Origin of the sequence: Paenibacillus taichungensis (assembly GCF_013359905.1) — a bacterium.
In the GTDB taxonomy this organism is placed as follows: Bacteria; Bacillota; Bacilli; order Paenibacillales; family Paenibacillaceae; genus Paenibacillus; species Paenibacillus taichungensis.
Map to the genome: position 1 here is coordinate 226613 of NZ_JABMCC010000100.1, position 13053 is coordinate 239665.

12 protein-coding genes are annotated in these 13053 nt (G+C 46.9%); 10 read left to right on the forward strand and 2 right to left on the reverse strand.

What is annotated here, in order from left to right; genetic code table 11:
* Positions 1–139 precede the first annotated feature (139 nt).
* The gene (locus tag HP548_RS06190; RefSeq protein ID WP_017692532.1) at positions 140–364 is read left to right on the forward strand and encodes a helix-turn-helix domain-containing protein; all 225 of its coding nucleotides are present in this window, start codon (positions 140–142) and stop codon (positions 362–364) included.
* A gap of 509 nt (positions 365–873) precedes the next feature.
* Here the strand turns inward: HP548_RS06190 and HP548_RS06195 are convergent.
* Positions 874–1227 carry a hypothetical protein gene (locus HP548_RS06195; RefSeq protein ID WP_175381173.1) on the reverse strand — a complete coding sequence of 118 codons (354 nt, stop codon included), beginning with the start codon at positions 1225–1227 and terminating at the stop codon, positions 874–876.
* 243 nt (positions 1228–1470) lie between these two features.
* On the opposite strand from HP548_RS06195, the gene HP548_RS06200 reads away from it, so the two are divergent.
* The 5 genes from HP548_RS06200 to HP548_RS06220 all read left to right on the forward strand — a co-directional run bounded on the left by HP548_RS06200 (position 1471) and on the right by HP548_RS06220 (position 5167).
* Complete coding sequence (locus HP548_RS06200) at positions 1471–2334, forward strand: MurR/RpiR family transcriptional regulator (protein ID WP_175381174.1); 864 nt, start codon at positions 1471–1473, stop codon at positions 2332–2334.
* A 4-nt stretch (positions 2335–2338) separates the two neighbouring features.
* The gene (gene nagB, locus HP548_RS06205; RefSeq protein WP_099858091.1) at positions 2339–3067 is read left to right on the forward strand and encodes a glucosamine-6-phosphate deaminase; all 729 of its coding nucleotides are present in this window, start codon (positions 2339–2341) and stop codon (positions 3065–3067) included.
* Positions 3064–4278, forward strand: a complete 1215-nt coding sequence (nagA, locus tag HP548_RS06210; RefSeq protein ID WP_246317952.1) for an N-acetylglucosamine-6-phosphate deacetylase — start codon at positions 3064–3066, stop codon at positions 4276–4278. The genes nagB and nagA overlap by 4 nt, the downstream gene beginning before the upstream one ends.
* Positions 4279–4392: 114 nt before the next feature.
* Positions 4393–4764 (forward strand): hypothetical protein, encoded by a 372-nt coding sequence (locus tag HP548_RS06215; RefSeq protein ID WP_053783145.1) that lies wholly within the window; start codon positions 4393–4395, stop codon positions 4762–4764.
* Positions 4765–4963: 199 nt separating this feature from the next.
* On the forward strand, positions 4964–5167 hold the full coding sequence (locus HP548_RS06220; protein WP_175381175.1) for a hypothetical protein: 204 nt from the start codon (positions 4964–4966) through the stop codon (positions 5165–5167).
* A 30-nt stretch (positions 5168–5197) separates the two neighbouring features.
* Here the strand turns inward: HP548_RS06220 and HP548_RS06225 are convergent, their stop codons facing one another.
* A complete protein-coding gene (locus tag HP548_RS06225) occupies positions 5198–6553 on the reverse strand; it encodes a dipeptidase (protein WP_099858092.1) in 1356 nt (451 codons plus the stop codon).
* A gap of 230 nt (positions 6554–6783) precedes the next feature.
* Here HP548_RS06225 and HP548_RS06230 point away from each other — a divergent pair, with 230 nt between their 5' ends.
* The 4 genes from HP548_RS06230 to HP548_RS06245 all read left to right on the forward strand — a co-directional run bounded on the left by HP548_RS06230 (position 6784) and on the right by HP548_RS06245 (position 12898).
* Positions 6784–9186 (forward strand): AraC family transcriptional regulator, encoded by a 2403-nt coding sequence (locus HP548_RS06230; protein ID WP_175381176.1) that lies wholly within the window; start codon positions 6784–6786, stop codon positions 9184–9186.
* Between the two features lie 331 nt (positions 9187–9517).
* Positions 9518–10447 carry an ABC transporter permease gene (locus HP548_RS06235; RefSeq protein WP_076290959.1) on the forward strand — a complete coding sequence of 310 codons (930 nt, stop codon included), beginning with the start codon at positions 9518–9520 and terminating at the stop codon, positions 10445–10447.
* Between the two features lie 39 nt (positions 10448–10486).
* On the forward strand, positions 10487–11374 hold the full coding sequence (locus HP548_RS06240; RefSeq protein ID WP_175381177.1) for a carbohydrate ABC transporter permease: 888 nt from the start codon (positions 10487–10489) through the stop codon (positions 11372–11374).
* Between the two features lie 18 nt (positions 11375–11392).
* The gene (locus tag HP548_RS06245) at positions 11393–12898 is read left to right on the forward strand and encodes an extracellular solute-binding protein (RefSeq protein ID WP_076290818.1); all 1506 of its coding nucleotides are present in this window, start codon (positions 11393–11395) and stop codon (positions 12896–12898) included.
* Positions 12899–13053 lie beyond the last annotated feature (155 nt).

Genomic DNA, 13053 nt, shown 5'->3' on the forward strand with positions numbered 1-13053 from the left:
GATTATTCATTCAAATTGCAATTCACTGCCCATTTTTTTGATAAAACTGAACCAACGCCCTTGACCTTACATAAGATGAGTTGACTGTATCCCCTTAACCTTGTTACACCAACACAACCCAGGCAAGGAGGGGTGAACATTGAAGGGTATCGATCATAAAAGCAAATTTCTGTTGACCCACCGTGAACGCGAAGTATTCGAATTACTGGTTCAGGACAAAACGACGCGTGACATCGCAGGGCAGTTATTCATCAGCGAGAAAACGGTGCGCAACCATATTTCGAATGTGATGCAAAAACTCAATGTTAAGGGTCGTTCGCAAGCAGTTGTCGAGCTGATTAAGCTCGGAGAACTGAAGATCTGACGCGATACTGCACAGTTGATTGAAGCAGCATGAAAGTCTTTTTCTATTCTTCATGATGAAGAATGGGGAAAGGCTTTTTTGTTTTAGGTGGAAAGCAAAAACAAGCGAATTCCAAAAGTAAAGGAATCGCTTGTTTTGAATAGATATTCTCAGAAGTCTGGATTCAGAAGCTGCTGACTGCAGTCCGCTATTCTGCTTAGCTCAGATTTTCGATAGCCTAGCCGCTTTGTCTTTTCGCAGCACCACCAGCAGGAACAATGTATTTTCCCTTTTGCAAAAATACCTTCGAACTTGTAGGACCAACCGTATCGTACAGCAAGCTGTTTTTTTCGTTGAATAACACGCTTTCTGTGATGCCTGTAATAGGCTTGATTTCTTTGCTGAGATTTCATGGATCATCACGCTCCCTTGGGAAAGGCTCAGCCCGCAGAAATTCCAAGGGTACAGATTGCTACGGGCAGAGCGTGATGGGAATCACAGCCGTAATCGTATATGGCATAAGGGTTCACCTACATATGGTTATTGGAATGCACCTCAATAAAGGATCTCCATTGTTTCTTTGAAAAAGGCTGATAGAAGAGCTGCTCCAATTCACCGTATTGTGTTTCATCTAAGTGCAGATAGAGTGCTTTTTTTGCAATTTTGGCAGGAGGTTGGAAGGAAGATTTTGAACCGCCAGTTTTACGTTTGATTGGAATATGAAACTGCAGCAAGTCTGCGAGGTTATTCCAACCTTCCCAGCTCAGTCGCGCTCCACGCTTCCAGTCGATGGCATAGAGGACATAGTATTTACGAGCTTCGGTCTGTTTTATGGCAATAATCCAGGTGGAAGGAATCATTTTTTGACGTTGTCGTCGATTCATCGAGTGTACTCCTTCCTTAGAAATGAAATGTCCACATTCACTTCAAGGTTTATCTCCAATATAAGCGGAATCCCACTCCGTAATCAAGAAGATACATTTTTAAAAAATTTATCATACATACCGTGAATACATGGTTAAAATCCTCTTGATTTGCAACAACGTATTGATTAAAATGAAAATATAAAAATAATTTTCTTTATTTATAATGAATTAATAAAAATAATTTTCATAAAAGGAGAGCCCATGGCAGCCATACTACATGCGTTGCAGCAAGAGCTGAATGAACTTCCGTCTCAGGAACGACGAATTGCAGAGGTGATTTTACAGTCCCCATCTGATATTCCTGGCTGGACCATTAACCATCTTGCACAGCAAAGCGGAACAAGTGCGGCTACGGTAACCCGCTTTTGCAAATCATTCCATTTCAAAGGTTTTCCTGATTTCAAAATGAAGCTGGCCGCAGAATTGTCCCATTCCACCAATGAAACAGCATATCAGGATATCGTGGCAGGTAATCCTTTATCCAAAATTGTGGAAGCCATTGAAGCCAATCATATTGCATCCATTGCGGACACCACCCGTTTGCTGGATCTAGGAAGGCTGGAGCATGCAGTTCAGTTACTATGTCATGCCCGTCGTATTGATCTCTACGGTGTCGCAACCTCTTCCATTGTTACGCAGGATTTCTACCAGAAACTTGTGCGGATCGGCAAAAGCTGTACTGCCTTCTCGGATTCACATATGCAAATTACGTCGGCTTCTTCACTGGGTGAAGGAGATGTGGCGATGGCGGTATCTTATTCGGGTGAAACACCGGAGACGATCGATGCCTTGCATTGTGCCAAACATGCGGGAGCTTCTACCATTTCACTGACATCCTATGGCAATAACAAACTCGCGGCGGTGTCGGATATTCCGCTCTTTACGTCCTCGTTGGAAGAAGGCATGAGGCGCGGGGATATGGCTTCACGTATTGCACTGCTGCATGTCGTCGATATTCTGTTCACGGGCATGGTTAGTGCCGACTTTGACCGTTTTATCCCCAAATTGGAACAATCGTATCACAATGTACAGTCTTATCGAGTTCAACATAACGGAGGTGCCTAAGAAGATGAATATACGTATTTTTGAAAATGAAGAAGATTTGAACGCAACGGGTGCAGGTGTGATTGCCAGTTTGCTACAGACGAAACCCCGGGCTGTACTGGGGCTTGCGACTGGAAGTTCTCCTGTGGGTATCTATAAACAGCTTATTGCTTTGTATCAAAAAGGTCTGGTCAGCTTTGCGCAGGCATCTTCCTTCAATCTGGATGAATATGTCGGTCTTCCTGTAGACCATCGCGAAAGCTATCGCAGCTTTATGAATGAACAATTGTTTTCCCATATTGATATTGATCTCGCCAGAACCCAGGTGCCGAATGGACAGGCTTCGGATTTAAATGAGGAGTGTGTTTCCTATGAACAACGGATTGATGATCGTGGACCAGTAGATCTGCAACTGTTGGGTATCGGGCATAATGGCCACATTGGCTTCAATGAACCCGGAACCGAACTCACAGGACGAACACATGTGGTGGATCTCAAAGAAGAGACAAGAAAAGCAAACGCCCGCTTTTTTAATCATATTGATGAAGTTCCGACTCAGGCCATCACGATGGGTGTAGGTACGATTCTAAAAGCCAAACAAATCTTGCTGATCGCCCGTGGTGAGGAGAAAGCCGAAATTATTCGTGAAGCCTTTATGGGGCCGATTACAACACAATGTCCCGCTTCGCTGCTGCAATGTCATCCCAATGTGGTGGTATTGCTGGACCGTGCTGCGGGGAGGTTGGTGAAATGAACGTAGAACCTATGGAAAACCAGGAGCAAGAGAGTGAAAAAAACATTTCTCTTCTTCGAGGTAAAATCGTACTGCCCGATGGTGTAATGGAGGATGGTGTACTCGTCTGGACAGAAGGGAAAATCCTTTATGCTGGCGCACCCGAGGGACTATCTGAACAGATTCGCCGTGAAGCCGTATCTGTGCCTGTTTCCAAACATGGCGTCATTGTGCCTGGATTTATAGATATCCACGTACATGGTGGTAATGGAGAAGATTTTATGGACGCAAGTAAGGAAGTATTGGATAAAATCACTTCATTCCACAGCACACAGGGAACTACTGCAATGCTCGCAACGTCCATGACAGCGCCCAAAGACAGTCTCGATCGGGTATTGTCTGAAGTGGATAGTTATCGTTCCGGTGACATGCCTTTTGCACAGTTGGAAGGTGTACATCTGGAAGGCCCGTTTTTCAGTCCTAAGTGGCCCGGCGCACAAAACCCGGATCATATCGTGTTGCCTAATGTGTCCTGGCTTGAGGCGTGGGAAAAACAATATCCGGGCCTGATTCGTCAAGTCACCCTGGCGCCGGAACGTGAGGGAGCGCTCGAAGTCATTTCGTGGCTGCGTGAGCAGCGAATTACAGCGGCATTAGGACATACAGATGCGACCTATGAAGAAGTACAGCTTGCGGTCGAAGCCGGGCTGCACCATGCCGTGCATACATTCAATGCGATGACACCGCTGCATCACCGCAATCCCGGAGCTGCCGGCGCAGTGCTTAGTGATTCCCGCATCAGTGCAGAGGTCATTGCAGACGGTATCCATGTGCATCCGGCGGCGATGTCTATTTTGGCTCAACTGAAAGAACAAGCAGATCAGCTTGTGTTAATCACAGACGCGATGTCTGCTACCGGGCTGGATGATGGTGAATACAAAATTGGCGATCTGCCTGTGATTGTTACGAAAGGTGTGGCACGTTTGAAAGACGGAGGCGCACTGGCAGGAAGCACGCTCACGATGATTCGTGGTTTCCGCTATCTGGTACAGGAAGTAGGCTTGAATCTGAATGCAGCTTCACGCGCAGCCAGCCTGACGCCGGCACGTCTGCTCGGCATTGATCACCGCACGGGTTCCTTTGCTAAAGGCAAACAGGCGGACGTCGTTTTGTTGAATGGTGATTTGAAAATTGAGGAAGTGTGGGTCAAGGGAAGACGAATCGGCGGTTAATTCTACATTTGTAGTGTTGTCGTGTGCCTCAACAGGCAATAGCTTGCGTAATGTGTTAAAATAGATCTCAAAAAAGCCGGGATCTGCGGATCACGCATTACGGAGGCGTGAAACATGGAACGTAACGCTATGCTCGAATTCGACCCGTTCATCACAGAGCTGGCGGAAAAGCTGCACGTACACGGATATTATGCCTTTTATGGCGAGCACTACAATGAGACCGATATGGAGCAGTACCGTAGACACCTGTTCACCTCATTCAGCAATATCGTATGGGTGGAGCTGGATGCACGCAAAAAGTATATGATTGTGGATCATCGTGGACGCAACACGGTCATGAAGTTAATCGACGGTATGCTGAACACCCGTAGAACGCTGCGGGCCAATCTGGCGATGGCTGGTACAGACACCTCTGAAGTTCAGCAGGAAATCACGCACATGATGCAGCTTGTGCATATGTTAAATTTCACAACGTTTCGCTCATAAGTAGAGGATACAGGATTAAAATCTAGAGGATGTCTCCGGAAGTTTGTATACTTCTTCTAGTCACAACGCTAACGAATCTGTCGCACCAATTATAAAAGGGGCGTGCCGTCATGAATATAGACGGCACACCCCTTTTATCTATCTATATATCTACCTACTATCCTTCATTTGTAAAGTAGGTTCAATCTTAAAATAAGTCATGGAAAAGCTGCAAAGTAGTGAAGGAGACGAAATCGATTCTGAAGAAGCGAAGCGTTCGCCTAAAAGCTTTCTGCAAGAAAGCTACTTCGGAAGCATATGCTATCCCCAGATTTCACCTTTGTCAAAAGGGAATCAAAGAAATCCGGGGATAACAGCGATCGAAAGAACGATTCGTATCCGTAACGGCCACTTCGCACGCTGACCAGCACTTATTTTTGAAATGAACTAAACTTTACAAACTCTTCAAAAACTGAACAATCGTCAACAACCCTTTATCAAAATTCTCCAGGTTGAAATGCTCATTCGGTGCATGCAGATTCTCATCTGGCAAACCGAAGCCCATCATAACAGCCGGAATACCAAGCACGCGTGAAAGTTTCTCCACGATCGGAATGGAGCCGCCATCTTTCGTAAACAGGGCACGAACGCCGTACACTTGTTCATAGGCATCAGCTGCTTTTTGCAGTACTGGATCAGATGGATCAGTGTTGAACGCAAAGGCTTTCTCAATCTGTTTCACATGTAGCGTTGCGCCTGGTTGAACATGAGCGCGCAGATGTGCTTCGATACGGTCCAGCACCTGCTGTGGATCTTGATCCGCAACAAGGCGGCATGTAATTTTGGCATGAGCTTCCTTCGGAATAACGGTTTTGGTGCCTTCACCTTGGAATCCGCCCCATACGCCATTCAGTTCCAGCGTTGGACGTGCGCCAACACGTTCAACGAACGAGTAGCCTTCTTCTCCATACAATTGCTCCAGTCCGAGGTCTTGACGAAGCTGTTCTTCATTGAAGCCTTGCTTCACGAACTCTTCTCTCATCTCAGGAGAGAGCGGCAGAACGCCATCATAGAAACCATCTACGCTTACGCGGCCTTGCTCATCATGCAGCGAAGCGAGCAGGGATACCAATGCGTGCAGTGCGTTCGGTACACCGCCTCCAAATGAACCAGAGTGCAGGTCGGTATTGGCTGTGTTCAGATCCACTTCGAGTGAGCAAAGACCACGCAGACCTGTGGAGATTGCCGGTTTTCCTTTTTCGAGCAGGGACGTATCCGAGATCAGTACCATGTCTGCACGCAGCTTGTCTGTATTGTCATTCAGATAGATCGGCAGATTCGGGCTGGAGATTTCCTCTTCGCCTTCGATGCAGAATTTCACATTAACGGGAAGTTCCTTGTTTTCGGCAAGCAGTGCTTCAACCGCTTTGATATGTAAGAAGATTTGTCCTTTGTCATCCGTAGCACCACGTGCAAACAGTTTGCCATCACGAACGGTAGGTTCGAATGGAGGTGTTTCCCACAGGTTAAGTGGATCGACAGGTTGTACATCATAGTGTCCATAGATCAGTGCAGTAGGTTTGCCGGGTGCATGCAGGTGATCTGCATATACAATCGGATGTCCCGCTGTTGGAATAACCTCTACATTTTCCATACCTGCACGAGTGAGTGCATCTGCAGCCCATTGTGCTGCACGGTTAATATCCTCTTTATGCGTCGAAATGGCTGAAATACTTGGAATGGACAACCATTCATTCAATTCTGCCAGGTGTTTCTCTCTATTTTCTTGAAAATAAGTTTGTTCCTTCATTAAAAGGCCTCCTTCATGTTTTGCTTTATCCTATTGTAATCCATTTTGATGCGTTAATAAAACATTGGTTAAAAAATGATCTGATACATACCGTTTCATTCCCCTGGAAATTATGCGTATAATACAAGAAACGGATTTCATCCATATATTCTCATGTAAACCATTCCGCAGGGGAGTTGAGGGAGTTCCCATGACAGTCAGACCTTACGCAAACAGGCAGGTGAGCGCTAATGGAACCAGTTAGGAAGGGAAGACCCTCCAGCAGACTCACGCGTTGGCCAGGGTTAACCACAGGACGACATAAAGGGCGTTTTTATCGAAATAGTTTGATGCTTATTTTGCTGATTGCCAGCATTCCCGGACTGATTACAGGCATCGTGATGTACCAGTTGGTCGTTGGTCGGATGGAAAATGAATTTAATCAGATGCACCAAAGCCAGATTGAGAACCGGGCGCGCAACGTGGACGACCAACTCGCTTATCTGGAGATGACCTTGTCCCATTGGGCTTTTGAACCCAGGTTTGGCAATGCGCTGCGAACGCTGGATTTTGTGTATTATTTCAACGAAACACAGGAGATCGTCACCACACTGTACGTGCTGCAAGGCTCTCATCCGCTCATCAAATCCGCGCAGCTATATTTACAGGAACCGAAACCGATTTTGTTTAATCGGGATTATAACGAGTTGAAGGATGATGCAAAAATACAGGCCTACGACCGCTATCTGACGATGGGGAACCATGTGTATTGGACAGACTGGATTGCGAGCCAAAGCAGTGATAAAGCATCTCAAACGAATGATAGTATACTGCATACCGATCCGGGTAATGCAATGGTTCTTGTACATAAGATTCCGGGTGAAAGCATTAATCCATTTGGTGCGCTGATCATTACGCTGGATAATGAGAAAGTCGCCAGTTTGTTGAAAACGCTTACTCCTTATGATGAAGGGTTAACGTTCCTCATGGACCAGCAGGGCAATACACTGCTTACCGGTAATCCGGTTGCAGGGAAGGCTGACCTTGCTTTTGAGCAGCAGCTCAAAGAAGAGGTAACCCTGCATGCAGACAACCATTCATTCCTGTTCAAATATGAGGACGAGACCTATTCCGTGTCCTATGGATCACTGAGTCGAATTGATTCGGACTGGACATATGTCTCCGCAGCTCCGCTGACATCGGTGACCTCGCCAGTGAAGCTCGTGTCCAAAATCATCGTCATTGCAAGTGCCGGCAGTCTTGTCCTGGGGTTGCTATTATCCTGGTTTGCTTCACGCAGAATATATTCTCCCGTAGCAAGGATGCTCCATTTATTGACGCCGGGCAGGAATGAAGCGACAACAGACACCAGGCTGGATGAATTCCAGCTGCTGGAACAACAGTGGAACGAATTGACCTCGCAGAGCCTGACCGCCCACCGGCAATTGCAGGAGCAGCTTCCCCATTTGCGGGATAGTTTTGTATTACAACTGGTGCAGGGGCATCTGTATGCCTATAATGAGCAGGATCTTCAGCAGCGGATGAGGAATCTTGGGTTTGAGGTGGACGACCAGCAGTTTTTGCTGCTTCAGATGTATTTTACGGGCTATGCCCAGCTGCAGGGGAGATTTGGGAGCCAGGACACGGGGCTGGTTACCTTTGCGGCGGTTAATATCATTGAAGAAGTTGCCAAAAATTATTTTAGTCAAATTAGTGTAATGAACTTTCACGACCTGTCTTCAGCCATGCTTGTGATTGCACCTGACGACGAGCCTGTGAAGTCACAAGCATTGTTATGGGGTCAGGAATTGGTGGAGGTCATTGGTCAGACATTGAGAATGAACGTGACCGTGATGGTGAGCCGTCCGGCCGCGTCTCCTCAGGAATTGCCGGGATTATTCATGGAGATGGAGCAGGCGGTTGCCTACCGCAGCGTGGAAGACGGGAGCCAGATTCTTGATCTGGAGGATGAGCAATGTTTCCGCAGAAAGGAAGAAGCCTCGTACCCATTGGGGCTGGAACGTGAGATCCTTCAGGCGATCAGACTTGGGAAGAAAAATGAGGCTGAGCGCGTACTGGAGCAATTTATGGCCGAGATCACCCGAGCAGGCAGTTCCGAATTCCAGGTGCAGCAGATGATGCTTCAATTGCTGGGAAGTATTCAGCATATGATGCTGCAGACTGGGGTAACGCCTTACAAGCTGTTTGGTGGCTGCAACATGTATGAGCGCTTATCTACGATTCGCGAACCAGCACAAATGATGAAATGGATGATCGGAGAAGTATTGCTGCCATATGTGCAGGAGATCGAGATGCGTTCCCAGGAGCCGATGAAGCAGGTCGTGGAACGTACGATGTTGTTTATTGATGAGAATTATAGAAACGAACTTTCCCTGGAAAGCTGTGCAGATGCGGAGCAGATGACCCCTTATGCATTAAGCAAGGCATTCAAGCAAGTATCGGGCATGAATTTCATTGATTATTTAACACGAGTACGAATGGATGCGGCGAAGCAATTGCTGCGTGAGACCACGATGAAAATCAATGATATCGCAGGCGCTGTTGGATACCAGCACAGTTACTTTAATCGGATTTTCAAGAAACAGGAAGGCTTAACGCCGAGCCAGTATCGGGATCAATGGCTAGGTAAATAAACCTGTTCATAAGAATTCATCATTGACCGGAATCCCGATTCATGGGACTCCGGTTTTTCATGTTTTATCTCGGAAACAAAGAAGGATAATGCTGCAAAAATGTGCAATAACCTCTGCCAAAATATATCCAAATTGAAGGAGGAATGGCGTTATAGCGGGCTTTCGGACCACTTTGCACAACCATGCAAAAAATGAAGGTTGCCGGAAACAAGGCAGCTGTATAGTCTGAGTAACAGGTCAATTGATAACGCTTACATAAATAGGGAGGGGAGACATTATGAACGGGAAGACGGACTGGAATGGAAATGGCGCTACAGCAGCTCAAGTGGAAATGGCCGCATTGCCGATGAAGCGGGAGTCCAACTGGAAGAGGCAGATCAAACGAAATAAATGGCTGTACGTGCTTGTGCTTCCCGGATTTTTGTACTTTGTCATTTTTAAATACTTGCCCATGTGGGGGATCGTTATTGCCTTCCAGGACTATCAGCCTTTTCTGGGTATTCGCGACAGTCAATGGGTGGGCATGGAGAACTTTATGAATTTCTTCTCCAATCCAGACTTTTTCCGATTGCTGAGGAATACGCTCGTCCTTGCCCTATATGATCTTATATTCTTTTTCCCGGCACCGATTATTATCGCTTTGTTACTCAATGAAATCCGGGTCGCTTTCTTCAAAAGAACGATTCAGACGCTGGTCTATGTACCTCACTTCGTTTCCATGGTCATTATCGCGAGTATCACTTATGTATTCCTGACTCCACAAGGTGGGGTACTCTATGACCTGATCTCCTGGATCACAGGCAAACCGATCGATGTATTGGCAAGTCCGGGGTCATTCCGTCCGCTCATTATTATTCAGATGATGTGGAAAGAGATGGGCTGGGGAACGATTATCTTCCTGGCGGCATTGGCAGGTGTGGATACAGAGCAGTATGAAGCTTCGATTGTGGATGGTGCAGGACGATTACGACGCATGTGGCATATCACGCTTCCAGCGATTCGCACAACCATTGTCATCTTGCTCATTCTCAGGCTGGGGAACTTTCTGGATACCGGTTTTGAACAGATCTATCTGATGACCAACTCGCTGAATCGTGATGTGGCAGATGTATTTGATACGTATGTATACACCGTCGGGATTACGCAAGGTGCATTCAGTTACAGTACCGCGGTTGGGTTATTCAAGTCTGTGGTCGGAATTATTCTGGTGCTGGGCAGCAACAAACTGGCCAAGAAATTCGGGCATCCCGGAATCTATTAAGAGCATGTACGTCATCCATTGATAAGGAGGAAATCGCCCATGAACAGCCGTCTATACAACAGCCCTGCCGGCAGAGTATTTGATATTTTCAATTACGTCATGCTGGGGATTCTGGGCATATTAACCGTCCTTCCTTTCCTGTATATTATAGGAAATTCATTCGCGACCGAAGCAGAGATTACCGAACGCAGTTTTTTCCTTATTCCGAAGGTGTTTTCATTCAGTGCGTATGAGTATATTTTTTCCTCGTCCACCATCTTCCGCAGTATAGGGGTATCAATATTTGTTACGGTTGCAGGTACATTGGTCAATCTCTTCTTCACGCTGACGATGGCTTACCCGCTGTCCCGAAGTGACTTCTGGGGCCGGAATGTCATGATGAACATGGTGATTTTCTCCATGCTGTTCGGCGGCGGGATGATCCCGACCTATCTCGTCATTCGTGGACTTGGACTGCTGAATTCCTACTGGGCCCTCATGCTTCCTGGCGCGATCAGCGCTTTTAACTTAATTGTTGTCAAAAACTTCTTTCAACAAATGCCGCCAGGGCTGGAGGAAGCGGCCCGCATCGACGGCTGTTCGGATCTAGGGGTACTGTGGCGAATTGTTCTGCCATTATCCAAACCGGTGATTGCCACATTTGCGTTATTCTACGCCGTAGGGCACTGGAATAACTTTTTCTCGGCACTCCTGTACATCTCCGACAGTGACAAATGGCCATTGCAAGTCATGCTGAGACAGATCGTATTGCTCTCGCAAGCCAGTGTCGGAGATATGGCGAACATGGACCCTAATTTTGTACAACCACCAGAGCAGTCGATCAAAATGGCAGTTATCGTCGTAGGTACTATTCCGATTTTGCTGGTTTATCCGTTTTTGCAGAAGCATTTTGCCAAGGGTGTCATGTTAGGTTCAATCAAAGGCTAAAGCCAAGGGGGAGAACGTATGGGACAAAAGACGGGATTCAAAAAAGGTGCATTGCTACTCTCTGCATCATTGGTACTGAGTACGGTTCTGGGAGCTTGCTCCACGGACAAAGCAGGTTCAGGAACAGCTGCGGGAGGCACGGATCAGATCACGATTATGCTTCCGAACTTTGAAGCGGAGAATCCGCCCGATAACAGCCCTGTGGTTCAGAAGCTTGAAGAATTGACCAAGGTGGACGTGAATCTGCAATGGGTACCGAGCAGCTCTTATGAGGACAAATTCAATATCACGCTGGCCTCGGGCAAGCTGCCAGATGTTATGGTTGTGCTTGGTAAGTCCCCAAGTTTTATTAATGCGGCTCGTACCGGAGCTTTCTGGGAGCTTGGACCTTATTTGAAAGACTATCCGAACCTGAGCAAAATGAATGAAATTATCACTAACAATGCTTCTATCGATGGCAAAACCTATGGCATCTACCGCGCACGTGCTCTGGGACGTAACGGAGTCACGATCCGCAAGGATTGGCTGGAGAAGCTCGGTCTGGAAGAGCCAAAGACCATTGACGAGTTCTACAATGTATTGAAAGCGTTCACGAAGGATGATCCAGACGGCAACGGTAAAGACGATACCTACGGTCTGGTGGCGAGCAAATTCACGGGCCCTTGGGATAATATGCAGATTTGGTTTGGTGCACCCAACAAATGGGGCGATGATGGTAACGGAGGTTTAATACCGGCACATGAGACTCCAGAATATATGGAAGCTCTGAAATTTTTCCGCCAAATCTATAGCGAAGGTCTGGTCAACAAGGACTTTGCCGTGATGGATGCGACGAAACTTCCTGATCCTTTTGTTAACGGGCAAGCAGGTGTCATGGTGGATGTAGCGGATAACGCACAGCGGATGGATCAGAAGATACTGGAGAAAGATCCGTCAGCGACTGGACATGTGGATGTGCTTCAAGCGATGGAAGGTCCAAAGGGATTGCGCGATATGCCAACTTCGGGCTATTCCGGCATGATTGCTATTTCCAAAAGCAGTGTCAAAACGGAAGAAGACCTGAAAAAGGTGCTGAGTTTCCTGGATCAACTGAATGAACCTGAATTGCAGGCGCTGCTAGGGAACGGTCTGGAAGGCAAGCAGTATGAGAAAAAAGAGGGTTACGTCATTCCGACCACTGACAAACTGGCGCTGCGAGATGTACAGGGTCTGAATCAGATCCTCATGTTTATTCCAGAGGACAAAACACTTCGTGTGCAGCAGACACCTGTTCGCGAAAAGGTTGCACAGGTGCAGAAAGCCAATGAGGAAATCGTCATTGCTAATCCTGGCGAACCACTGATTTCCGATGTGTATGCCCAGAAAGGACCACAGCTGGATAACATCATCAATGATGCCCGTATCAAATTCATCGTGGGGCAAATTGATGAAAAAGGCTTCCAGGATGCTGTTGCATTGTGGAAAAGCAGTGGCGGCGACGACTATGTCAAAGAAGTGAATGAGCTGTACGCTGCACTGAAGTAGTTTGATGTTCCAGAGCCCGGCAGCCTTGCTTGTAGTGCAAAGGTGCAGCCGGGCATTTCCGTATATGCATAATTCAGGACAATTAAAACCATCTTCCTCTTTTTTTGTGAATTGTAGCTTCCAGTCTTTGGATTTTGATGTATAATCATTGCGAA

Excerpts from the sequence above, each read along its gene's own strand:
- HP548_RS06245 (WP_076290818.1), top strand. The coding sequence starts at position 11,393 with ATGGGACAAAAGACGGGATTCAAAAAAGGTGCATTGCTACTCTCTGCA.
- HP548_RS06195 (WP_175381173.1), bottom strand. The coding sequence starts at position 1,227 with ATGAATCGACGACAACGTCAAAAAATGATTCCTTCCACCTGGATTATT.
- HP548_RS06220 (WP_175381175.1), top strand. The coding sequence starts at position 4,964 with ATGGAAAAGCTGCAAAGTAGTGAAGGAGACGAAATCGATTCTGAAGAA.
- nagA (WP_246317952.1), top strand. The coding sequence starts at position 3,064 with ATGAACGTAGAACCTATGGAAAACCAGGAGCAAGAGAGTGAAAAAAAC.
- nagB (WP_099858091.1), top strand. The coding sequence starts at position 2,339 with ATGAATATACGTATTTTTGAAAATGAAGAAGATTTGAACGCAACGGGT.
- HP548_RS06230 (WP_175381176.1), top strand. The coding sequence starts at position 6,784 with ATGGAACCAGTTAGGAAGGGAAGACCCTCCAGCAGACTCACGCGTTGG.
- HP548_RS06235 (WP_076290959.1), top strand. The coding sequence starts at position 9,518 with ATGGCCGCATTGCCGATGAAGCGGGAGTCCAACTGGAAGAGGCAGATC.
- HP548_RS06240 (WP_175381177.1), top strand. The coding sequence starts at position 10,487 with ATGAACAGCCGTCTATACAACAGCCCTGCCGGCAGAGTATTTGATATT.
- HP548_RS06225 (WP_099858092.1), bottom strand. The coding sequence starts at position 6,553 with ATGAAGGAACAAACTTATTTTCAAGAAAATAGAGAGAAACACCTGGCA.
- HP548_RS06200 (WP_175381174.1), top strand. The coding sequence starts at position 1,471 with ATGGCAGCCATACTACATGCGTTGCAGCAAGAGCTGAATGAACTTCCG.
- HP548_RS06215 (WP_053783145.1), top strand. The coding sequence starts at position 4,393 with ATGGAACGTAACGCTATGCTCGAATTCGACCCGTTCATCACAGAGCTG.